General features: G+C 71.4%; 19 protein-coding genes, 1 tRNA gene and 1 pseudogene. 14 read left to right on the top strand and 7 right to left on the bottom strand.

What is annotated here, in order from left to right; translation table 11 throughout:
- Positions 1 to 53: 53 nt before the first annotated feature.
- A complete protein-coding gene (locus HPT28_RS20740; protein WP_219092675.1) occupies positions 54 to 2873 on the top strand; it encodes a glycosyl hydrolase in 2820 nt (939 codons plus the stop codon).
- Positions 2874 to 2988: 115 nt separating this feature from the next.
- Here the strand turns inward: HPT28_RS20740 and HPT28_RS20735 are convergent, their stop codons facing one another.
- The 3 genes from HPT28_RS20735 to HPT28_RS20725 form a co-directional block, all read right to left on the bottom strand.
- Positions 2989 to 4047, bottom strand: a complete 1059-nt coding sequence (locus tag HPT28_RS20735) for a LacI family DNA-binding transcriptional regulator (RefSeq protein ID WP_219092674.1) — start codon at positions 4045 to 4047, stop codon at positions 2989 to 2991.
- Between the two features lie 664 nt (positions 4048 to 4711).
- Entirely contained in the window at positions 4712 to 4912 is a 201-nt protein-coding gene (locus HPT28_RS20730) for a DUF397 domain-containing protein (protein WP_219092673.1), read from the bottom strand.
- 15 nt (positions 4913 to 4927) lie between these two features.
- Entirely contained in the window at positions 4928 to 5794 is an 867-nt protein-coding gene (locus HPT28_RS20725; protein WP_219092672.1) for a helix-turn-helix transcriptional regulator, read from the bottom strand.
- A 212-nt stretch (positions 5795 to 6006) separates the two neighbouring features.
- Between HPT28_RS20725 and HPT28_RS20720 the strand changes: the two genes are divergently transcribed.
- The 8 genes and pseudogenes from HPT28_RS20720 to HPT28_RS20685 form a co-directional block, all read left to right on the top strand.
- On the top strand, positions 6007 to 6435 hold the full coding sequence (locus tag HPT28_RS20720) for an ATP-binding protein (protein ID WP_219092671.1): 429 nt from the start codon (positions 6007 to 6009) through the stop codon (positions 6433 to 6435).
- 80 nt (positions 6436 to 6515) lie between these two features.
- Entirely contained in the window at positions 6516 to 6734 is a 219-nt protein-coding gene (locus HPT28_RS20715) for a hypothetical protein (RefSeq protein WP_219092670.1), read from the top strand.
- Complete coding sequence (locus tag HPT28_RS20710) at positions 6731 to 7252, top strand: NUDIX domain-containing protein (protein ID WP_219092669.1); 522 nt, start codon at positions 6731 to 6733, stop codon at positions 7250 to 7252. The genes HPT28_RS20715 and HPT28_RS20710 overlap by 4 nt, the downstream gene beginning before the upstream one ends.
- A 79-nt stretch (positions 7253 to 7331) precedes the next feature.
- Positions 7332 to 8561, top strand: coding sequence for a methyltransferase, FxLD system (fxlM, locus tag HPT28_RS20705; protein ID WP_219092668.1), 1230 nt, complete (start codon positions 7332 to 7334; stop codon positions 8559 to 8561).
- A 72-nt stretch (positions 8562 to 8633) separates the two neighbouring features.
- A complete protein-coding gene (locus HPT28_RS20700) occupies positions 8634 to 8843 on the top strand; it encodes a hypothetical protein (protein ID WP_219092667.1) in 210 nt (69 codons plus the stop codon).
- Positions 8844 to 9026: 183 nt separating this feature from the next.
- Positions 9027 to 11756: a lantibiotic dehydratase gene (locus HPT28_RS20695; protein WP_219092666.1), complete on the top strand. Its 2730-nt coding sequence runs from the start codon at positions 9027 to 9029 to the stop codon at positions 11754 to 11756.
- Positions 11743 to 13002, top strand: a complete 1260-nt coding sequence (locus HPT28_RS20690; protein ID WP_219092665.1) for a lanthionine synthetase C family protein — start codon at positions 11743 to 11745, stop codon at positions 13000 to 13002. Before HPT28_RS20695 ends, HPT28_RS20690 begins: the two co-directional genes overlap by 14 nt.
- Positions 13003 to 13077: 75 nt before the next feature.
- Positions 13078 to 13353 (top strand): annotated as a pseudogene (locus HPT28_RS20685) (histone-like nucleoid-structuring protein Lsr2); the annotation flags it as partial.
- Between the two features lie 91 nt (positions 13354 to 13444).
- Here the strand turns inward: HPT28_RS20685 and HPT28_RS20680 are convergent.
- Positions 13445 to 13529 (bottom strand) — tRNA-Leu (locus tag HPT28_RS20680).
- Between the two features lie 154 nt (positions 13530 to 13683).
- Between HPT28_RS20680 and HPT28_RS20675 the strand changes: the two genes are divergently transcribed.
- The 3 genes from HPT28_RS20675 to HPT28_RS27495 all read left to right on the top strand — a co-directional run bounded on the left by HPT28_RS20675 (position 13684) and on the right by HPT28_RS27495 (position 16484).
- Positions 13684 to 15033: a M20/M25/M40 family metallo-hydrolase gene (locus tag HPT28_RS20675; protein WP_219092664.1), complete on the top strand. Its 1350-nt coding sequence runs from the start codon at positions 13684 to 13686 to the stop codon at positions 15031 to 15033.
- Positions 15034 to 15216: 183 nt separating this feature from the next.
- Complete coding sequence (locus HPT28_RS20670) at positions 15217 to 15450, top strand: chaplin (RefSeq protein WP_219092663.1); 234 nt, start codon at positions 15217 to 15219, stop codon at positions 15448 to 15450.
- A gap of 149 nt (positions 15451 to 15599) precedes the next feature.
- Positions 15600 to 16484, top strand: coding sequence for a chaplin (locus HPT28_RS27495; RefSeq protein ID WP_219092662.1), 885 nt, complete (start codon positions 15600 to 15602; stop codon positions 16482 to 16484).
- A 103-nt stretch (positions 16485 to 16587) separates the two neighbouring features.
- Here the strand turns inward: HPT28_RS27495 and HPT28_RS20660 are convergent, their stop codons facing one another.
- A complete protein-coding gene (locus tag HPT28_RS20660) occupies positions 16588 to 16776 on the bottom strand; it encodes a DUF5703 family protein (protein ID WP_219092661.1) in 189 nt (62 codons plus the stop codon).
- Positions 16777 to 16823: 47 nt separating this feature from the next.
- Here HPT28_RS20660 and HPT28_RS20655 point away from each other — a divergent pair, with 47 nt between their 5' ends.
- Positions 16824 to 17525, top strand: a complete 702-nt coding sequence (locus tag HPT28_RS20655; RefSeq protein WP_219092660.1) for a hypothetical protein — start codon at positions 16824 to 16826, stop codon at positions 17523 to 17525.
- Positions 17526 to 17645: 120 nt separating this feature from the next.
- Here HPT28_RS20655 and HPT28_RS20650 read toward each other — a convergent pair whose 3' ends face one another.
- Positions 17646 to 19703: a helix-hairpin-helix domain-containing protein gene (locus HPT28_RS20650; RefSeq protein ID WP_308119404.1), complete on the bottom strand. Its 2058-nt coding sequence runs from the start codon at positions 19701 to 19703 to the stop codon at positions 17646 to 17648.
- Positions 19700 to 20710: an aldo/keto reductase gene (locus HPT28_RS20645; RefSeq protein ID WP_219092659.1), complete on the bottom strand. Its 1011-nt coding sequence runs from the start codon at positions 20708 to 20710 to the stop codon at positions 19700 to 19702. The genes HPT28_RS20650 and HPT28_RS20645 overlap by 4 nt, the downstream gene beginning before the upstream one ends.
- 76 nt (positions 20711 to 20786) lie before the next feature.
- On the opposite strand from HPT28_RS20645, the gene HPT28_RS20640 reads away from it, so the two are divergent.
- The gene (locus HPT28_RS20640; protein WP_219092658.1) at positions 20787 to 21842 is read left to right on the top strand and encodes an LLM class F420-dependent oxidoreductase; all 1056 of its coding nucleotides are present in this window, start codon (positions 20787 to 20789) and stop codon (positions 21840 to 21842) included.
- Positions 21843 to 21980: the final 138 nt, after the last annotated feature.

The following is a 21980-nucleotide window of genomic DNA, read 5'->3' as shown; positions in this document are numbered from 1 at the left end:
TGAGAGCGCTCTCAAGTGCTCGGTGCATCGCCTCCGACCGAAGGTGTTCCCCCATGCCGACCCCCCGCACAGCCCCACCCACCCGGCGCCGGCCGCTACGCCGGCAGCTCCTCTCCCGCAGAGCCGGGGCACTCCTGGCCACCGGTGCGATGGCCGCCGCCATCGGCCTGGCCGGTCCCGCCGCGTCCCCGGCCGCCGCCGCGGTCGTCCCCGTCGGCTCCGGCAGCTACTCCGACACCCGCCCGCCCGGCACCTCCGGGCCCTCCGACAACACCGGAGCACCGGTGACCCCCAAGGTCACCCCGGCAGCCGCCGACCGGCCGGTGCCCACCAACGACTGGTGGTCCTCACTGGCCTTCCAGCGCTACCCGGACAACCCGTACTCCACCCCCATGTACGGGCACCCGCTCACCTATCAGGCCACCTCCGCCGGGCTGGATGTCGGCTACCCGACCACCGCGGCCATCACCGGCGAGGGTCGCCAGTACGAGTACGCCCACCGGCGCGACCTCACCCTCGGCGTCACCGGCCTGAAATCCCCCGACACCAAGGCCGACGACTGGTCCGACTGGACCGTCACCCCCTACTGGTCCGACGGCAGCCGCACCCTGCGCACCACCATCGGCCACGGCCTGCCCTTCGTCTACGCCAAGGGAACCGGCGGCGACGCCCGGGTCACCACGGCCGCCGTCCCCACCGTCTTCGCCGACCGGGGCAGCGTCCTCGGCATCACCGTCTCCGGGCACCACTACGCGCTGTTCGCCCCGACCGGGACCGACTGGACGGTCTCCGGCACCAGGTTCACCGCGGACCTCGGCGACCGCGACTACTTCTCGCTCGCCGTGCTGCCCGACCCGTCGGCTCTGGACACCTACGAGCGCTACGCCTACAGCTTCGTCACCGGGTCGCGCGTCGACTGGGCGTACGACGCGGGGACCGTCCGCGCCACCTACACGCTGACCACGGAACCCCAGGAGGGCACCGAGACCGGCACCCTGCAGGCCCTCTACCGCCACCAGTGGCGGCACACCACGGACCCCCTCACGCCGTACACCTACGCCTCACCGCGCGGGACCATGAAGGTCAGGGAGAGCACCTCCTTCACCACCAGCCAGCGGGCCCCCGGCGTGCTGCCCGCCCTGCCGGAGTCCTCCGGCGTCGACGCCGACCGGCTGCGCGGCTATCTGACGGACGTCGTGGAGGCGGACGACCCCTTCGCCGGCGCCACCGACACCTACTGGACGGGCAAGGCTCTCGGGCGGCTCGCGCAGCTCGTTCCCATCGCCGAGCAGATCGGCGAGACGGGCGTCCGCGACGAGCTGCTGGGGTTGCTCAAGGGCCGCCTGCAGGAATGGTTCAGCGCCGGTGGTGAGGCCGGCTTCTCCTACGACTCCACCTGGCGCACGCTGACCGGGTACCCCGCCTCCTACGGCAGCGACACCGAGCTGAACGACCACCATTTCCACTACTCGTACTTCGTCTACGCGGCGGCCATCGTCGCCCAGTACGACCCCGACTGGGCCGCCGAGTCCGCCTGGGGCGGCATGGTGGAGATGCTCGTCCGCGACGCCGCCAACCCCGCCCGCGGGCAGTCCGCCTTCCCCTTCCTGCGCGGCTTCGACGTCTACGCCGGTCACAGCTGGGCCTCCGGGCACCAGGGCTTCGCCGCGGGCAACAACCAGGAGTCCTCCTCGGAGTCCGCCAACCTCAGCGCGGGGCTGGTGCTGTGGGGCTCGGCCACCGGGGACACCGCACTGCGCGACCTGGGCCTCTACCTGCTCACCACCGAGTCGGAGGCGATCTCCCAGTACTGGTTCGACGCCGACGAGGACGTCTTCCCCGCCTCGTTCACCCATGACACCGCCGGGATGGTGTGGGGCAGCGGCGCCGCCTACGCCACCTGGTGGACGGCCAACCCGGAGGAGATCCACGGCATCAACGTCCTCCCGGTGACCGGAGGGTCCCTCCACCTCGCCGCCAGGCCGGACGCGATCCGCCGCAACCTCGCCGAGATGGAACGCGAGAACGGCGGCCCGGCCGTCGAATGGCGCGACCTGCTCTGGGAGTTCGAGTCCCTGGCCGACCCCGGCTCCGCCAGGGCGAAGTGGGACGCCGGCCACGCCGCGTACACCCCCGAGGCGGGCGAGTCCAAGGCGCACACGTACCACTGGATCACGACCCTGGACACCCTGGGCGCGCCCGACACCGAGGTGACCGGCGACCTGCCCACCTCGGCCGTCTTCGACGACGGCTCGGTACGGACCTATGCCGCCCACAACCACGGCACGTCCCCCGTCACCGTCACCTTCTCCGACGGCGTTCAGCTCGCCGTCCCGGCCCGCTCCACCGCCACCACCACCGGCGACGGCGAGCCCGACGACCCGCCCCCCGCCACCGGGGACACCTTCCGGGTGGTCAGCGGCGGAACCCTGAGCACGGCCTCGGACACCGTGCCGGGCAGCGACACGATCGCCTCCGCCGACGGCGCCAACCACGACGGCACCCCGTATCAGCCGCTGGTCTACGAGGCCCACGGCGTGAACGGCACGCTGCGGCCCGGGGCCAGCACCGCGTTCACCCTTCCGGTGGACGCCGGCACCACGGTCGCCCTGGGGCAGCAGGCCCGGGTGAGCTACGACCTGACGGGAGACGGCACCTTCGAACGCACCGAGACCTACCACTACTTCGCCACCGATCCCGTGCCGGGCTGGGAGGAGTACACCCAGGCCCGGGGCCTGAAGTCCGCCACCGGCAGCCTCGGCGACCTGCGCGACGGCACCGTGCGCCTGGAGGTGTGGCCCGCGATCGGCAACGGCACCGCGCGGCTGGAGACCGGCACGGACCGGTCCGTCCTGGTCATCCCCTACAGCTGAAACCGCGCCGCGTTCGCGGCCGCGGGAGTGTGTGCCCCGGCGGGCGGGCCCCGGTCCGCCGGGGCACACGCGGACGCCGGCCCGGGGCCGCTCACCGCGCGGTCACCGGACGGCGTTACGCCGAGGCGCGCCGCACCAGCTCGGTCGGCGTGATCACCGAGCCCGGGGCGCGGCTCCCCGGCTCGCCGGCCACGTCGGCGGCGTCCTGGTCGAGCATCCGCATCAGCAGGCGGACCATCAGCCGCCCCATGCCCTCGATGTCCTGACGCACGGTGGTCAGCGGGGGATCGGTGGCCTCGGCCACCTGCACCATGTCGTCGAAGCCGACGAGGGCGACGTCCTCGGGCACCCGGCGGCCCTCCTCGCGCAGAACGCGCAGGGCCCCGGCGGCCATGAGGTCGCTGGCGGCGAACACGGCGTCGAGGTCCGGGGCCCGCGTCAGCAGCAGGGACATGGCGGCGGCCCCGCCGGCCTCGGTGAAGTCACCCTCGGCCAGCAGCGCGGGATCCGGGTCGAGCAGGACGTCCCGGTAGCCGTCGAAGCGGTCGGTGGCCGAGGTCAGGTCCGCGGGCCCGGCGATGTGGGCGATGCGGGTGCGCCCGAGTGACACGAGGTGGCGTACGGCCTCGCGGGCGCCGCCCCGGTTGTCGGCGTCGATGTAGGGCACGGGCGGCTCGTGGGCCGCGCCGGGCCAGCCCGGACGGCCTCCGAAGACCGCCGGAACCCGCGCGTTCCGGATCGCCGAGGGCAACTCGTCGTCGTTGTGCACCGAGAACGCCAGCGCCCCGTCGACATGCCCGCCGGTGAGGTAGCGCGAGATCCGCTCGAAGTCCTCCGCCCCCTCGGCCCACAGCAGCACGAGCTGGGAGTCGTGCGCGGTGAGCTCCCGGCTGATCCCGCGAATCTGCTGGGCGAAGTAGGGATCGGTGAAGATGCGCAGCTCCGGCTCGGCGATGATCACGGCGACGGCGCCGTTGCGCCGGGTGACCAGGGAGCGCGCGGCGTGGTTGGGTACGTAGCCGAGCTCCTCCACCGCCAGCCGCACCCGCTCCACCAGGGCGGGACGCACCCCGGTTCCGCCGTTCACCACCCGCGAGACCGTCGCCCGGGAGACCCCGGCGCGGGCCGCGACGGCCTCCAGGGTGGGACGAGCCCCTGCGGTGACCTCGGACACGGGCACTCCTCGCGACGGTGTGACGGACCGGCCGGACGGGGTCCAGCACGCCGGAACGGTATCGGCCTCCCAGCCTACGAGAGCGCTCTCAACCCTGTCATCCGCGGCCCCTCTCCCGAGCCGCCACCGACCGCCGCCCACGCGGCCTCCCGCGCAGCCCCATCACGCTTGCCGGGCCGCGGCCCTGGCGAGGCACCGGGCGAACGCGGGCCGCCACCGGCCCCTGACGCACGGACCGGGCCGCGAGGGCACCCGAAAACAGAAAAACCCCAGCTCGACTGGGGTATCCGTGAGTCTCCGAGGGGGCTCGGGCTCTTCTCTCGGACACAACCTTGTGAGGCTGTGACCCGCGCAATTGCCACTCTGGGGCAGGGCGGTGCCAGTCAGCCACGCCGCCGGTTCCTGGCGTCTCCCACTGCTTCTCGGTATTACTGGTCACGCGCTGGTCATGGCCGGGACACCGTGAACAGGCACGTGAACGAGCTGGCCGGGCGTGGCCCGGCCAGCCGGTTCTTTCCATTCACTCGACGGCTTCGCGGCGCGCTCCCGCCGATAGGGACCGGGCGGAGCGTCCGGTGGTGCGGAGCGTGCTTCCTGCGGGCACGCCTCAAGCCCGCGCCGCTGTTGGCGTGCGGGTGATGTGCCGCAGGCCGAAGCTCTGGGGTTAGCGAGCCTCGAAGGCGCCTTCCTTCACGGCGGAGGCGAAGGCGGACCATCCGTCCGCGCTGAGCGCGATGACCGGGCTGCCGTGGACCTTGGAGTCCCGGAGGTCCAGGCCGCCGCCAGTGCGGTGACGTGCTTCGAGGCAGTCTCCGTTCTGCGCGCTGTAGCTGCTCTTGAACCATCCGGACTGGTTTGCTTGCATCTCCCCAGAATCTCTCTACTCGGGTACTTCACTGACGAGGCCCTCGATGAGAGCCTTGCTCTCCATCTCACCCAGCGACGTGGCCCGCAGGTGGTTGAAGATGTCTGCATAGAACCCGACGTCGCTCGGGTCTTCGAGGTACGTGTGACTGACGTGGTTCTCCAGCAGCACAACCTGCATGTCAGAGGGTTCCGGGAATCGATAGACCTTGAACGGGAACGGGCCACCTCGGTACGCCCCTACGGCGAAGGGTAGTACCTGCAACGTAACGTTCGGAAGACGCGCCAGGTCGATGAGGTGCCCAAGCTGCGCTCGCATCACGGCTGGCCCGCCCATCTGCTGGCGCAGAGCGGCCTCCCCGAGGATCATCCAGACCTCGATCGGGTTCTCCGTGCGTGTGAGTGCCTTCTGCCGCTCCAGACGCACGTCGAGCTTGGTCTGCTCATCCGGCCCGAGCGGCCCCGGTGACCCTCCCGCGATGACGGCCTCTGCGTACTCCTTGGTCTGGAAGAGGCCATCGATGACTCCAGGCTGGAAGCCACGGCAGTACGAGGTGTCCTCTTCGAGCCCGATCAAGTCCAGGAAGTCCTGAGGGAGTCGGTCCTCCAGTACGCGCCACCACCGCTGCTTGCGGCTCTCACGCGCGAGAGACAACCAGCCCTCGCGGGCGACCGAGTCCTTCACCTCGTAGAGGTCCAGCAGCGCCTTGAGGTCGAGGGGGCGTATCGGGCTGCGGCCAGACTCGATCCGGCTGATCTTCGAGATGTTGCAGCTCAGCTGTTCAGCGGCATGTTCAAGGTGGAGTCCGTGCTCCTCCCGAAGTCGCCGAAGGTTGGTCCCAAGCACCCGGCGGCGCACGGTCGGCTTTCGGTCATCCGGCATGTGCCCCTCCTCAGTTGCCCCACAGGGTACCCCTGTTGAGCCTCGCGAAGATCGTAGAAACGAATCTTGGTGTTCTACTTGCACGGCGCAAAGAGTCGGGTTCATGCTAGCTGAGTGACCCGCCCCACACGTTGAGTGTCTGCTGGGCTCAACTGCCTTGGCAGAACGCTGTGGTGACGGGTGATCTGCCACCCCGGTGTTGGAGGTGTCCCGTGTTCGTCACCACGCAAGATGATGAGTACCAGGACGTGTACTCATGGGCCTTAATCGCCAGCGCGCAGGACATCGCGAAGTGGCGCCGGTTGGCGGCAGAGGCGGTCGCGCGTCTTGGAGGTGACCGAGAGGCCCAGGTGCTGGCGAGCCTGGGTGTCTCGGAGTTGCTGTCCAACATCATCAAGCACGTTCCGGATAAGGCATGTCGGCTCGCCGTGCGGGCAATGGACGCCTGGGTGTATGTCCATGTCTTCGACACCTCGCGCCAGGTGCCCGCGATGACCAGGCCGTCATGGGACGCGGAGAGCGGCCGGGGCCTGTGGCTGCTGAACTCCATGGTGCCGACGTGGGGCTACGAGTGCCGAGCAGACGGCAAGGCCGTGTGGTTCCGCGTTCCGCTGGTGCGGAAGGTCGAGGTGGCGGCGTGAGCCAGCCTCCCGTCCCAGTGATTCGCCCTGCTGGCACCGAGGGGGGTGCCGGCCGCAGTTTCCGGTTCCGGAACGTCACCGTGGCGCCGAACGACGATCCGGACGCCGAGCCGACGACCCTCCGGTTCGTGTGCGCCGTCTGCGAGGAGTCCGGTCCGGAGGTGGAGTCGCAGGGCGAGGCAGAAGCCTGGGCGCTGGGCCATCTGAAGCACAGCGCGGCGGCGCACGACGGGCCGCACTACTCCTACCTCCTGCACATGACCCGCCCCTTCCAGACCCGGCCCGGTAGGTGGCTGTGACCCACGAGGACGTTCCGGACGGCTGGCCGGTGAGGATCACCATGACCACAACTCCGACGTTGCTGAGCCGGACGGCGGGCCTGGCACTGATTCGTGACCTCGGTCAGCGGGTCCTCATGCGAGAGGTTCCCGGTCTCCAGTCTTCAGCACCGTACGAACTACCCGGAGGGCCGGCGGAGGCCGGGGAATCCGCCCTTGATGCCTGTCGGCGCCATCTCGCCGACCAGACTGGCCGCCTGGTGCAGCCTTCCGCGCTACTACTGGCGCACCACATTCCGCTCACGGGCGCCGAGACCGCCCGTCACGACTTCCTCTTCGACTGTGGCCAACTTCAGCCTGATGAGAGGTGGGAACCGGACGCGGCAGGGCGCTGGCGCTGGATACTCCTGGACGATCTGCGCGACCTGGTAGAGCCGGTGACCGAGTGGCGCATCAACCTCGCCCTCGACGCTGTAGAGGGTGAACCAGCCCGCTACCTCACGGGAGTTCCGGATTTCCCTGCTCTCAGCCAGGCGTGACGCTGAACGCGGTTCCCCAAGGCGACCCCAGGGCTAGGGTCGCAGAAGACAACCGAACGTGATGGGAAGGGCTATTTACGTGACTGACGTCCAGAGCGAGAACGACGACTCCGAGGCCGCGGAGCTGCGGGATCGGATGGTCGAAGCGATCGTGTCGGGGTGGGACAGGAAGCTGTCTGAGGGCGTTCTGGCTGCCCTGCGTACGGTCCCGCGACACCTCTTCACCCCGGGCGCCTCGCTGGAGGAGGCGTACACGAATGATTCATTCGCGACGAAGCGTGATGCACAGGGGGTCGCGCTGAGCACGGTGTCAGCGCCATGGGTGCAGGCACGGATGCTGGAGCTGGCCGCACTGCGGCCGGGGATGCGGGCGCTGGAAATCGGCTCCGGCGGGTACAACGCCGCACTGATGGCTGAGGTCGTCGGTCCGGAGGGGGAGGTCGTCAGCCTCGACATCGACCCCGAGGTGACTGAGCGCGCCGAGCGGCTGCTGTCGGAAGCGGGCTACAACCGAGTGAAAGTGCTGACGGGGGACGGCACCTACGGTGCTGCGGAGCTGGCAGGCGAGGGCGGCTTCGACGCGATCATTGTCACTGTGCAGGCCCCGGACATCCCGGCCGCCTGGCGTGACCAGCTCGCTCAGAACGGCCGCCTGGTGGTGCCACTGACTTTCCGGGGCACCCATCGCGTCCTGGCGTTCGAGCACGAGGACGGCCATCTCGTCAGCCGGGACTCAACCCGGTGCGGGTTCGTCGGTATGCAGGGTGACAACACCCACTCGGTGCAGTCCATCGAACTGGCCGGCAGGGACCTGCGGCTGGTGATCAGCCGCGACCAAGCCGCCGATGCCGAAACTCTCCGGGCGGCAGTGGCCTCGGGTGAAGAGTCCACGGAGTGGACCGGCGTGGTGTTGCGGGGCAACGAGGGTGTGCTGCCCTCCCTGGAACTGTGGCTCACCAGCACCCTCGACCCCTCGGGAACGGTGTACGCCAGCTCACAGGCCGTGGAAAAGGGCCTGTCGGGGTGGACCATCGCCGCGACCGCCACATGGACTTCTGACACCGTTGCGTACCTCACCATGCGACCCGACTCCTCGGGCGGATTCGAACTGGGTGTCCGCGCCTACGGTGCCGGTCACGCCGCACAGGCCCACGCCATGGCGGAGAGCATCCGCACCTGGGACAGCCTGGGCCGTGGCGCGACACCGGAGCCGATCATCCGTGTCTTCTCGCGAGACGCCGCCGAGGACCAGCTCGACGGGATCGTGGTCAGCAACCGCCACTCCCGGCTTGCCATCTCACGGGCCTGAGCCCGTCACAGACTCCCCAGTCCGAGGGGACTGGGGTGAACCTGTCCATCCACCAGAGGAGCTGTACCACCGATGACACCTCCGACCGCCGCCACTGCGGCCCTGGAAGACGCCTTCGACCTGGACCCCGAGGTCACCACCGTGACCACCATCCACGCTGAGGCCGACGCTTCTCAGCCGTGCACCGAGGACGGCTGCACGCAGTCCCCGACGACCGGCCACACCACCGGCTGCGCCGTTCCGGACAGCGCGGTGGCGCTGAAGGGCTGCAACGTCCTGTAGCAGTCGGCACGATCCGTGCGTTCCACCGGGCGCGGCGTCCTTCAAAGGGGCCGCGCCCGGCACCGCCGTCAGGGAAGGGCGTCCATGCCACGAAGTCTGTTCACACCTCAATCCGGCGCGATGGCCCGAGTCCCCCTGCGGCCGGCGACCGGTATCGGGCAGTCCGGTCTCCTGGAAGAAGGGGTGTTCCTCGCCAGTCGTTCGGTCTCCCAGGCTTCCCGCGAGGACTTCCGCGCTGCCGCGACCCTGCGCGCCTATGACATCCGCTCACGGTGGCGGTCCACCCCGCACGGTGGGTTCTCCGGTGTCGCGCCCGCCTCCTTCGGCAACGGACCGGAAGCTCTGCTGCTACACGGTGAGCACCAGGCGGTCACCTCGCCCCGTCCGCACTGGCTCGCTGCCGTCTCGGACCAGCTCCTTGACCACCCTCGGGTCCTCACCGGGCTACGGCTGTCGAGAAACAATCTCGTCCGCCGACGTGGGGACCGCCTTGAAATCGAGCACCCCGGACCGGACGGCACGGTCCAGAAGACCAGCGTGCGCGCCACCACCGTGTCCCTGGGACTGCTGGACGCCTGCGCCTCCCCAGTCCTGGGCAAGGACCTCATGGCGGAGCTGATCGCACAGCATCCGCGTGCTACCGAACGCACCGCGGAAGGGGCGTTGCGGCACATGGTGCGTGGTGGTCTCCTGCTGTCGGATCTCCTGCCTGTAGATCCGCGTGACGATGCCTTGGGCCACATGCTCGAACGCCTGCCTCCAGGTGCGCCCCTCCGCCCGGTGCTTGACCGACTTCGAGCGTTACTGCGTCAGGCCGATACTCACTGCCCCGGACATGCCGACCGCCTGCGACTCCTGTGCGAAGCACGCGACATGGCAGATGCGATTCATCGGGTCGAGCGGCCCTTCGCCGCCGACACCATCGTAAACGCGACCATCACTCTCCCCGAGCGCCTGGCTCACGACGCGGCCCGCGCGGCAGACCTGCTATGGCGCGTCGGCCATCTCGCAGCACCAGCCGCCGACTACCATCAACGCTTCCTCGATCGCTACGGCGCACACCGCATGGTCCCTCTGACCGAGGCCATCGACCCGGCTACCGGAATCGGGCCGCCGGAAAAAGAGACCGCGGCCGGAGAGCTCTCACCGACGCGCGCGACATCCCTGTCTCAGCTCCTCGGCACTGCCGTAGCCCATGGACACACCGAAGTCGTCCTCGACGAAGGCTTTCTCGAATCCCTCGCCCACGACGACGCCGGCCGACCACCGAGGACCGCCGAAATCCACGTGCGTGTCCTACGAGCACCAGAAGGCGATCTCCGCCTAGCCGTGTGCCCGGAAGGCGGATCGCAGGACGCCGGGGCGGCCTCCGGACGCTTCGCCCGCCGACTTCCCCAGCTCGCCCCCGCACCCCAGCGCTACGACGACGGCCCACTGGTCGCTGAAATCGTCTGCCGAGCCCGCACTGACAAGGCCGGCGGCCTGGCCACCGAGACCGGCTACGCCACTCACCGCATCCCCGTAGGCGTACCGGAGCGGTCGGGAGATATCGCGCTGGACGACCTGCTACTGGCCAGCAACGGCAGCCATCTGGTGCTGTACCACCACGACCGCCAGGTGATCCCGGTCCTCTTCAGCCGCCTGGCCCCAGACCTCCTGCCGACCACCGCAAGGGTTCTGCAACTCCTCGGCCACGCGGGCGAACGACCCTGGCACCCCTGGTCGTGGGGAGCCGCCGGATACGCCCCCTTCACACCCCAGGTCCGCCACCGCAACGTCATCCTCTCCCCAGCCCGATGGCGCCTGCCCACCGGCCTCATTCAGCGCGCCAGGCGCCACGAGACCTGGGAAGGGGCCCTGAGCACCTGGAGAGCGGCCACCATGCCCACGCCGCCGCGCACCGTCCACATCGAGGAAAGCGACCGCCACCTCCCCGTGGACCTGGACCACCCCACGGACCGCGAACTGCTGCGCCGGAGTGTCAACCGCGGAGTCACCACCGTCACCGAACCCCTGGGCGCGCCCGACAACAACCCCGCTGTGCTGCCTGGACCGCACGGGCGGCATTTCCTGGACCTGACCGTCCGCCTGGCTCGCCGCTCTCCCGGAAAGGCTTCTCGCCGGGCACCTCGCGCTGCCGCCCGACCACAGGGCGCGGACTCCTTCCTCCCCGGAGGCCCATGGCTCTCGGCTTCCATACCGGCGCCCTTCGACCACCACGAGGCGATCCTCCGCCAGCTCCCGGCCCTCCTCGACGCCCACCAGGACGTCATCGAGCGCTGGTTCTTCCTGCGCTACCAGACGCAACACCTCGGCCCGCACCTGCGCGTCCGCTTCCACGGAGCGCCCACGACCGTCGCCGGCACCCTGCTACCCGCCCTGAGCAGATGGTCTGACGCACTACGGGACCAGCAGCTCGCCGGAGCCATGGTCCTGGAACCCTACGAGCGAGAGACAGAACGCTACGGCGGATCGAAGGCCATAGACGCCGCCGAGACGGTATTCGCAGCCGACAGCGCCTACACCCTCCCCGCCATGGCAGCACTCCCGGATGCCGAAGACCGCCTCCTCCTGGCGGCAGAATCCGCAGCTGAGATCGCCCGACACACACCCGAACCGCGCACCGCACTCCGCGGCCGATCCCTCACGGCCTCAGCCCGCCGACGCCGGGACACAGCCCGACCACGCCTGGGCTCCGGGAACCCTGACTTCACACCCCTCACCGCACTTCGGAACGCCCGGACCAAGGCCCTGCACAGATACCTGGAAACCCTGACCCCCGAAGCCACGGCGCTGTGCGCCTCCGACCTCATCCACATGCACTGCAACCGGCTTCTCGGACCCCATCACGACGCCGAGGCCGTAGTCCGTTCCCTGGCCTCCGACCTCACCCACCGGCATGAACGCGACTGAATCAGCAGCCGAACTGGCCCTCGACACCGCAGAATCCCTTCGTGACCCGCACATCGTCACCCAGGGACTCACCCGCGCTATGGCCGCCTCCCTCTGCGACGGCCTGGCCGGAACCGCCCTCCTGCACGCCTGCCTCTCCCGCCATGAGCCCCGAAGCGCAGCGGTTGCCTCCCTCCACTGGGAATCAGCAGCCCAGCTCACCAAGCAGACACGACCGGCCGGTATCCACACCGGGCAAGGCGGGCTCGCCGCGTCCCTGATCATCGGTGCCGGACATCTCCCCAACCCAGAACGTCACCGCGCTTCCGCTTCCCGGGCGGCATCGTGGCTCTCCGCACGAGCGGAAGCCCTCGCCGACCACCAACGCCAACGCTCCGCACAAGCGAAGGCCGGAGCCCCCTGGGCCGTCTACGACGCGATCAACGGCCTGTCCGGCATCGGCCGCGTACTACTCGCCGCACACCAGGCCGGCCACCACACGGCACGGCGCGGTCTCGATGCCGCACTCGCGACCCTTACCGGCATCCTCAACAACTCTTCCGGCACACGGCCCGGCTGGTGGCTCCCCGCCTCCGAGCACGCGCCCACGGTGGGGGTCCACTCCACTGGTGCGGCCACCACGGGCCTGGCACACGGCATCGCTGGCCCGATCTCCCTACTGACCAGCGCCGCCGTCGCAGGAATCGAGGTAGCGGGACAACAGCAAGCGATACGCCGGGGCACCAAGTGGCTGACCCACTGGCAGGAAGAGACGGGAAGCTGGCCCCCCTTCATCTCAGGAGAAGCCCTCGACGACACACGCCACTACGTCACTCGCCCCGGCCGCCGAAACGCCTGGTGCTACGGCTCCCCTGGCATCGCCGTCACTCTCAAGCGCGCAGGAACGCTGACGCGCGATGACGAAGCCCATGCCGCCGCCGACCGTGCCACAGCCTCCCTCGCGAGCATTCCGCGGCCGAGCCGGGATACCGAAGGCCCGACCGTATGCCACGGCAGCAGCGGGATTCTTCACGCCGCCCGGCGCCTCGGCGTCATGGATCTCGCCAACGATGCAGCAGAGCAAACGATGGAGGCCCATGATGCGGATCTCCAGTTCGGGTTCCCCCACGTTGAAGCCGGAACCAGAGCGGACCGCCCCGGCTTCCTGACCGGAGCAGCCGGTGTCGCGATTGCGCTAGCGGACTACGGGAAGCTGATCCCTGAGACCACCACAACCCCGTGGGATGCAGTCCTTCTGCTCGCCTGAGCAGAACCGGCACGCACCAGCCCGCTCAGACCGTCTGCCGATGCTCCGCGCACCGGAGGAGAGTCCGAGGAGGCCAGTACGCACACCTTCGCCTTCGATGGCGGCCAATACGAGATCGACCCGCTCCGGAGTCCTTCGACCCCCTTGGCCCCGTCATGGACAAGGGGAGGTAGCAGAGCCGCGGCCCGAGCCGAGCGGGGTGCCGACGGCACACTCGGGGCGGATAGGGACGACACGGCGAAGATCCGGGCCTGGGCGAAGGACAACGGGTACGAGATGAACGACCGTGGCCGTGTCTCGAAGGTGTGGGATTGCGAGGAGGAGGCCAGTCGGCCGGGCACAGTCGCCTAACGATCAAGATCGTTTCTGGGCTGGTCGCGCCACTGGTCAGGGCGAATCCCTGACATCAGAAAAACCCCAGCTTGGCTGGGGCATCTGTGAGTGTCCGAGGGGGGACTTGAACCCCCACGCCCGATAAAGGGCACTAGCACCTCAAGCTAGCGCGTCTGCCATTCCGCCACCCGGACCCGGTGGACCGCGCGGCCTTGGCCGCCCGGCGCGCAGCCAACGATAGCAAAGGATGGAGGGTGGCTGATCACGCCGGTCCCGGGGCGGGCCTTGGGGTGGCGACGCGGACGCGCCAGGATGGGAGGCCGAGTCCGTCCACGACCAGGAGGCAGTGTGAGCGAGTCGAGCCCGACCACGGCAGGCGGCCGAGGTGCCGACGGGGGCGTCACCGGCGAGGACGAGGTCGTCGACCTGTGCCGGGACCTCATCCGGATCGACACGAGCAACTACGGCGACGACCGGGGCCCCGGTGAGCGCAAGGCGGCCGAGTACGTCGCCGAGCAGCTCGCCGATGTCGGCCTGGAGCCGCGGATCTTCGAGTCCCGGCCCGGCCGGGCGTCCACCGTGGTCCGGGTCCCCGGCGCCGACCCCACGCGTCCGGCGCTGCTCATCCACGGCCACCTGGACGTCGTCCCCGCCAACGCCGACGACTGGACCCACCACCCGTTCTCCGGCGAGATCGCCGACGGCTGCGTGTGGGGGCGCGGCGCCGTGGACATGAAGGACATGGACGCGATGACGCTCGCCGTCATCCGCGACCGGATGCGCAGCGGGCGCAGGCCGCCGAGGGACATCGTGCTGGCCTTCCTGGCGGACGAGGAGGCCGGGGGCGCGCACGGCGCCCGCTACCTCGTCGACCACAAGCCCGAGCTGTTCGAGGGCGTCACGGAGGCGATCGGGGAGGTCGGCGGTTTCTCCTTCACCGTGAACGAGAACCTGCGCCTCTACCTCATCGAGACGGCCCAGAAGGGCATGCACTGGATGCGGCTGACCGTGGACGGCACCGCGGGCCACGGCTCGATGACCAACGAGGACAACGCGATCACCGAGCTCTGCGAGGCCGTCGGGCGGCTCGGGCGCCACAAGTTCCCCGTCCGCGTCACCAAGACGGTGCGGGCCTTCCTGGACGAGCTCTCGGACGCCCTCGGAGTCGAGCTGGACCCGGAGAACATGGAGGAGACGCTCGCCCGGCTGGGCGGCATCGCCAAGATCATCGGTGCGACCCTGCAGAACACGGCGCAGCCCACGCAGCTCGGGGCCGGGTACAAGGTCAACGTCATTCCCGGCCAGGCCACCGCGCACGTGGACGGGCGCTTCCTGCCCGGCCACGAGGAGGAGTTCCTCGCCGACCTCGACCGCATCCTCGGGCCCCGCGTGCGGCGGACCGACGAACACGCCGACAAGGCGCTGGAGACGACCTTCGACGGCGCGCTGGTGGAGGCCATGCAGGCGTCGCTGAGGGCCGAGGACCCGGTCGCCCGCGCCGTCCCCTACATGCTCTCCGGCGGTACCGATGCCAAGCAGTTCGACGACCTGGGCATCCGCTGCTTCGGTTTCGCGCCGCTCAAGCTTCCCCCGGAGCTGGACTTCGCGGGGATGTTCCACGGTGTCGACGAGCGGGTCCCGGTCGACGGGCTGACCTTCGGCGTGCGGGTCCTGGACCGCTTCATCGAGCAGTGCTGAGCCCCGGGCGACCGGCCCTCGGGCCGGTCGCCCGGTGGCCGGATCCGAGACTGAATCTTCGTACGTGTGAGCGGGATTGGCCAGGAAGGGTGAATGCGCCTGGGGAGTCGTAGCCCCTCCCCACACTCCTCGTTACACGGGGTGCGGTCCGTGGCTGGGGCCGCATCCCAACAAGGAGGAATAATGATTAAGAAGGTCGTCGCTGCCGCGGCTGCCACCGGTGGTCTGGTGCTCGCGGGTGCGGGCGTGGCCGTCGCCGACGCGGAGGCCGAGGGCGCCGCCGTCGGCTCCCCGGGCGTCCTCTCCGGCAACGTGGTCCAGGTGCCGGTGCACGTTCCCGTGAACGTCTGCGGCAACACCGTTGACATCATCGCGCTGCTCAACCCCACCTTCGGCAACACCTGCGTCAACGACTGACGACACGTGCCCGAGCCCGTGAGGGTTTGATGCCAGACCCCGGAGTGCCGCTCGCGCTCCGGGGTCGTCAGTTCCGGGCGAGTACGTGCCCCACGGCGCAGCGCGGACCCCGCTCGCCGTCCCGCAAGCAACGAAGACAGGAAGCAACCATGCGACAGGTCACCAGGAAGGGCCTGATCACCGTCGTGGCCGCGAGTGGCGCCCTCGCCCTCAGCGGCGGCGCGGCGTTCGCCGACGCGGAGGCCGAGGGTGCGGCCACCGGCTCCCCCGGGGTGCTCTCGGGGAACAACGTCCAGGTTCCGGTGCATGTGCCGGTGAACGCCTGTGGCAACACGGTCAACGTCGCCGGCGCCCTCAACCCGGCCATCGGCAACACGTGCGTCAACGACTCCGGTGGCCACGGCCCCGACGGCGGCCACGGGGGCGGAGGCGACCACGACGGCGGTCACCACGACGGCGGAAGCGGCGACGGCGGCCACCACGACGGCGGAAACGGCGACGGCGGTCACCACGACGGCGGTCAGCCGGACAACGGCCACGGCGGCGGTCACGACGGCGGTCACCACGACGGCGGTCACCCCGGTGGTGGTCACCACGGCGGCGGCGGGGCCGTCGCCGAGGGCGAGGCGGTCGGCTCGCCCGGCGTCGGCTCCGGCAACCACGTCCAGGCGCCGGTCGACGTGCCGGTGAACGCCTGCGGCAACAGCGTGAACGTGATCGGCCTGCTGAACCCGGCCATCGGCAACGAGTGCGTGAACGACTCCGGGCCCGGGCAGCACCCGGAGCACCCGGAGCACCCGGAGCAGCCCGAAGAGCCGGAGGAGCCGCAGGGGCCGGAGAGCCCGGAGAAGCCGGACGGCGAGCAGCCGTCCGCGGAGACGCCCGGGGACGAGACCGCCCCGCAGGGCGGCGAGCGGCCCCAGCTCGCCCAGACCGGCGGCCCCTCCGCGATCACCACGGTGATCCCGGCCGGTGGCGCGATGCTGCTCGGCGGCTACGTGCTCTACCGCCGTGCGCGCGTCGGGCAGAACTGACCCCACAGCGCGGAACGACACAGCGCACCGGAATGGCGGGACCCGCGACGGGCCCCGCCATTCCCCGTGCGCGGCCGGTGCGCCTCCCGGCACGCCGGCCGCGTCACCACGTCGCGCGGACCTGGCGGATGATCCTGCGCCGCAGACGCACCCGGCGGCTCCCGTCCGGGAACAGGCGCAGCCGGTCCAGCTCCCAGTATCCGTACTCGGCTTCGTCGGTCAGCAGACGTACGGCGGCGCTGCGGGACACGCCGCGCGGCACGTACACATCGCGAAATTCATATTCCGGCATCGCATCTATTGTGCGGACAGGGGCCTTCTACGGATAGCGTCTGCAGTATGTCTGATGCTGCGCAGCCGACCGCTGCCGAGGTACGCGCCTCCGTCGAGGCGCTGAAGTCCGCTCTGGACCGCCACCTCGCTGCCATCGAACGCCGGGCCGACGGAACCGGCGCCGCCGATGCCGACGCCGACGCGGAGGTCTACTCGGCGTTCAACGAGCTCGCCGCCGCGGGGGAGGCGTACGACTCGCTCCTGTACGACGCCTATGACGAGGTCACGCCGTTCGAGGTGCCGGGCGGCGAGAGCCGTCCCGTCTATCTCGGCCCCGACGAACCCGCCGCGCTCAGCGTGTACATGCGGCGGGACTACACCGTGAGTGACCCGCTGCGGCTGCTCGCACAGGCTCAGCGGATCACCGATCTCGACCCGGACGCCGTCGACCCCTCGCAGGGCGACGCGGAGACGGCCGGGAGCAGCGTGCACGCCGCGCTGGGAGTGCTCTTCGGCGAGTTCGAGCCGGACGAGATCGCCACCCGGCACCGGGAGTTCGGCCTGGAGGAGGGCGACTCCACGGTGTGGGTGCTGGCCGACGAGGAACCCGCGGAGCCGGGGGAGTGGCTGGACGCGCCCTTCGACACCGCCGACCCGGAGCGCGTCGTCTGCCGCTACGACATCAGTTCCGTCTTCGACGAGGACGAGGAGGAGGAAGGCGTCGCCCGCGAGCAGGACGAGGACGGAGCCGCCCTCTCCACCCGCTGAGCGACCCCGCGCCTCCGTCCCGCCGACGCGCCTTGCGCCGTGTCCGGCGCATCCCGCCAGACGGGCCCGGCAGGGCTGTTCGCCCGCGGCCGGACCTGACCTGGCCGAGGCCCCCGGTCCCTAGCCGAGGCCCCCGGCCTCGCCGCCGCCCGCCGTCGGGGCCGGGCGGGGGCGCAGCAGTGCCCGGAGCCTTGTCGTGCGCTCGGCCCCCGGGCGCTCGGCGACGGCTCGGGGCAGGGCGTCCTCCACGCCGTGCACCACGGACAGGTGGCGCTCGGCCCGGCCGAACGCCGTGTAGACCCAGCGCCGGTCCAGCGTCCCGGCCGCGTCCCCCGGAAGGACGACGACCACCGCGGGCCAGCGCGTGCCCGCCGCCTGGTGGGCCGTCACGGCCCAGGCGTGCCGCACGGTGGTCGCGACGCGCTCCCGCGCCACCGGGAACGGGCCGTTCGGCCCGGCCAGGCGCAGGCCTTCCTCGTCCGCACCCGTCACCGTCGCGAACACGGGCCGCCCGGGCGTGGGCGAGCAGATGACGCGGTCGCCCGGGTCGAAGCCGCCGAAGCGGCCGGGGCCGGGGTTGAACCGCTCCTTCAGCGCGGTGTTCAGCACCTCCGTGCCGCCTCCGCCCGCATGCCCGGGGGTGATGACCTGGACGTCCTCCGGCCGGAGGCCGAAGGTGCGCGGCACCGAGTCCGCCACGAGCTGCACCGTGCGGTGGACGGCCTCGGCCGGCTCCCGCACCGGCACGATGACCAGCTCCTTGCCGGGCGTCTCCACCCGGTTCAGCTCACCCACGCCGATGCCGGAGACGAGCTCGCCCAGCGGCCCCGGGTCCGGCGTCCGGGAGACCACCCGCGGGCCGATGGCCGCGGCCGCCACGTCGGCGGGCACCCGCCCGGGCCCGGCCGCGCCGAGGATCTGGGGATCGCCGCTGAGCACCAGCCGGGCGCCGTCCGGCAGCGACTCGACGAGCGCCGCGGCCGTCTCGGTGTCCAGCAGCGGGGCGTCCACCACGGCCAGGACGTCCAGCGCGAAGGTGCCGTCGGCTTCCCTGGCGGGGCCCTCGGAGCCGCTCAGCAGCCCGGCCACGGTGACGACCGCGGGCCCCTCCTCGCCCTCGGCGGCCCCCTCGTCCCCGGCGTCCGGCTCCTGCCCGGGGCCCGTGCGGGCCGTGGCGAGCAGGGTGGCCGCCCGGAGTCTGGAGTTCTCCCCGTGGGTGGCGAGGCACGCCCGCAGCCCGGCGGCAGCGGCGGCCGCCACCAGCGCCGCGGGTTCGGCGCGGGCCGCCTCCGCGCCGGTGTGCGTGACCACCGCGTGGCCCGCGGCGGCCCGGATCAGCTCGGCCGCCGAGGGGGAGGGCGCGGCCTCTGCGGCGGCCGACCACGCGGCCGCCTCCTCGTCGCCCGGTGCCTGAAACGTGCCGACGAGCCGCTGCAGCCCGTCGGCCAACGCCTCCTCGGCCACGGCCCAGCGCTCCAGCCCGAGCAGCAGCGGCACCGCCTCCGCGGCGTCCTCCCCGGCCGCCGCTGCGGGTTCGGAGGGCGCCGGGGCCGCGCCGGCGTGCCGCTCCGCGCCGTCGCGGCTCTCCGGCTCGCCCTGGAAGACCAGCACCGCGCCGGTGTCGACCGCCTCCCGCACGGCCTCGTCCGGGGCGGGCACCCCGTACCGTGCGAGCCCCTTGGCCACGGACTCGAAGGGCAGCACCGTGTGGCCCGCACGGGCGGCACCCTCCAGCAGCCATCCGGCCAGCGCCCGGGCGCGACGCGGCTCCCCGGGACCGGCCTCCGCGGCACCGAGGGCCGCGGCGAACGCGTCGGCCTGCTCGGGGCGCACGCCCGGCACGGCCAGCAGCCGCCACGGGTCCTCCCGCAGCTCCTCGGCCGCCTGCGGCCCCAGGGCCAGCACGACGGGGACGGCCAGCGCCTCCGGCGCCCCACCGGCGGCCAGCACCTCGCGCAGCTCGTCCGGTACCGCGACCGGACCCGCCGCGGGGGATCCGGGACGCGCGCCGCCCGCGGGGCCCGGCCCGGACCCCGGTGCGGCGGGACGACGGGCGGGCGCCGGCTCCGGCGCCGCGTAGAACTCGGCGGCGGACTTCTCGCCGCTCTCCACCGCCCGGACGGCGGCCATCAGCTCGGCGGCCTTGCCGCCCGGGCCCGTGCCCTGGCCGGTGTTCACAGCGCACTCCAGTCCTGATCGGGGTCGTGGTGCACCGGGGCCGAGACGTCGTCCAGCGCCCGGTTGATCTCTTCGGGAAGCGTAAGCGCCTCCACTGACAGCGCCTCCTCCAGCTGTCCGGCGGTGCGCGCCCCCACCAGCGGGGCCGCCACGCCCGGCCGGTCCCGGACCCAGGCCAGGGCCACCTGGAGCGGGCTGACGGCGAGTCCTTCGGCGGCGGTGGCGACGGCGTCGACGATGCGTTCCGCCCGTTCGCCCAGATACGGCTCGACGAAGCCCGCCAGCCGCTCGGAGGCGCCCCGGGAGTCCGGCGGAGCGGTGCCCTCGCGGTACTTGCCGCTGAGCACGCCGCGGCCGAGCGGAGAGGCGGGCAGCAGTCCCAGGCCGAGGTCCCGCACGGCGGGGAGCACCTCGCGCTCGGCACCGCGCTGGAGGAGCGAGTACTCCAGTTGGGCACCGGCCAGCCGTATGCGCCGGGCCGGTTCGGCGAGTTGCCAGGTGGCCGCCTTGGCGAGCTGCCACCCCGGGAGGGTCGGGTACCCCGCTACTCCGGCGTACCGGGCCCGGCCGCTGCTGACCGCGAGGTCCACCGCGTGGAGCGTCTCCTCCAGCGGCGTCAGCGGGTCGAAGCCGTGTATCTGCCACAGGTCGACGTAGTCGGTGCCCAGCCGGGCGAGGGAGGCGTCGAGGGCGGCCAGCAGGTGCCCGCGGGAGCCGTCGAAGCGGCGGTCCGGCTCGGCGACGCCACCGGACTTGGTCGCGATCACCAGGTCGCGGCGGGGGACGAGGCCGTCCAGCAGCCGTCCGAGCAGGTACTCGGCGACGCCGTCCGCGTACACGTCGGCGGTGTCCACGAGCGTGCCGCCGGCGTCCCAGAAGAGTTTCAGCATGTCGGCGGCCCGCCGTTCGGCCGCCGTCTGCTCTCCTGGATGTCCGGCCCAGGTGAGGGTGCCGAGGCCGATCCGGGACACGCGCAGGCCGGTGCGGCCGAGCTGCCGTTGCTTCATGGCCGTTGAGAGTACTTCCGCACCTCGCGTACAGTCCCGGGCACCTGCGCGTTACTCGTCAGTAAGGGGAGTGGTCATGCGGCTCGGAATCAATCTCGGCTACTGGGGTGCCGGGATGGACCAGGACAACCTCGCCGTCGCCCAGGAGGCGGACCGGCTGGGCTACTCCGTGTGCTGGGCCGCCGAGGCCTACGGCTCGGACGCGCCCACCGTGCTCTCCTGGGTGGCCGCCCAGACCGAGCGCATCGAGGTCGGCTCGGCGATCTTCCAGATCCCCGCGCGCACCCCCGCGATGACGGCCATGACCGCGGCCACCCTCGACACCCTGTCCGGCGGCCGGTTCCGGCTCGGCCTCGGCGTCTCGGGCCCGCAGGTCTCCGAGGGCTGGTACGGCGTCAGGTTCGACAAGCCGCTCGCCCGCACCCGCGAGTACGTCGAGATCGTGCGCAAGGCCATGTCCCGCGAACGTCTCACCCACGAGGGCGAGCACTGGACCCTTCCGCTGCCCGACGGCCCCGGCAAGCCGATCAAGCTCACCGTCCACCCCGTGCGCGAGCGGATCCCGCTCTACATCGCGGCCATCGGCCCGAAGAACCTGGAGCAGACGGGAGAGATCGCCGACGGCGCCCTGCTCGTCTTCTTCGCCCCCGAGCACGCCGAGGAGACCACGCTGGGCTCCGTCCGCGCCGGGCGCGCGAAGGCCGGGAAGGACCTTGAGGGCTTCGACATCTGCCCGACGGTCCCCCTGGCGCTCGGGGACGACGGGGACGTCGGCGCCCTCGCCGACTTCTTCCGCCCCTACACCGCCCTCTACGTCGGCGGCATGGGCAGCAGGAAGCAGAACTTCTACAACCGCCTGGCCCAGCGCATGGGGTACGAGAAGGAGGCGGCCGAGATCCAGGACAGGTACCTGGCGGGCGACAAGGACGGAGCCGCCGCGGCCGTTCCCCGGGAGCTCATCGACTCCACCACCCTCCTCGGCAGCGTCGACCGGATCGCCGACCGGATGCGCGCCTACGCCGAGGCGGGCGTCGGCACCCTCACCCTCGCCCCCGCCGGTTTCACCCTCGAGGAGCGCATCGCCGCACTGCGCGCGGGCGTCGAAGCTCTGGAGCGCTCCGGCGCCGCCTGAGGCCCCTCCGGCGGGTCAAGCCGGACCAGCGCATACCTGCGGCCGTGGTGGGGGCTCGGGGTCGACCCCGCCACGGCCGTCACCCCACACAACGCGCGAGGCCGCCGCGGGTTACGGCCCGCGGCCGCAAGGCGGCCC

The organism is Streptomyces sp. JJ38 (genome assembly GCF_019303475.1).
Taxonomy (GTDB): domain Bacteria; phylum Actinomycetota; class Actinomycetes; order Streptomycetales; family Streptomycetaceae; genus Streptomyces.
This window is presented reverse-complemented; position numbering and strand designations above follow the sequence as displayed.

What these genes read in the sequence shown, in the direction of transcription:
- HPT28_RS20670 (WP_219092663.1), top strand. Translation starts at nt 15,217, where the DNA reads ATGATTAAGAAGGTCGTCGCTGCCGCGGCTGCCACCGGTGGTCTGGTG.
- HPT28_RS20690 (WP_219092665.1), top strand. Translation starts at nt 11,743, where the DNA reads ATGAACGCGACTGAATCAGCAGCCGAACTGGCCCTCGACACCGCAGAA.
- HPT28_RS20640 (WP_219092658.1), top strand. Translation starts at nt 20,787, where the DNA reads ATGCGGCTCGGAATCAATCTCGGCTACTGGGGTGCCGGGATGGACCAG.
- HPT28_RS20730 (WP_219092673.1), bottom strand. Translation starts at nt 4,912, where the DNA reads ATGCAAGCAAACCAGTCCGGATGGTTCAAGAGCAGCTACAGCGCGCAG.
- HPT28_RS27495 (WP_219092662.1), top strand. Translation starts at nt 15,600, where the DNA reads ATGCGACAGGTCACCAGGAAGGGCCTGATCACCGTCGTGGCCGCGAGT.
- HPT28_RS20740 (WP_219092675.1), top strand. Translation starts at nt 54, where the DNA reads ATGCCGACCCCCCGCACAGCCCCACCCACCCGGCGCCGGCCGCTACGC.
- HPT28_RS20700 (WP_219092667.1), top strand. Translation starts at nt 8,634, where the DNA reads ATGACACCTCCGACCGCCGCCACTGCGGCCCTGGAAGACGCCTTCGAC.
- HPT28_RS20655 (WP_219092660.1), top strand. Translation starts at nt 16,824, where the DNA reads ATGTCTGATGCTGCGCAGCCGACCGCTGCCGAGGTACGCGCCTCCGTC.
- HPT28_RS20725 (WP_219092672.1), bottom strand. Translation starts at nt 5,794, where the DNA reads ATGCCGGATGACCGAAAGCCGACCGTGCGCCGCCGGGTGCTTGGGACC.
- HPT28_RS20645 (WP_219092659.1), bottom strand. Translation starts at nt 20,710, where the DNA reads ATGAAGCAACGGCAGCTCGGCCGCACCGGCCTGCGCGTGTCCCGGATC.
- HPT28_RS20660 (WP_219092661.1), bottom strand. Translation starts at nt 16,776, where the DNA reads ATGCCGGAATATGAATTTCGCGATGTGTACGTGCCGCGCGGCGTGTCC.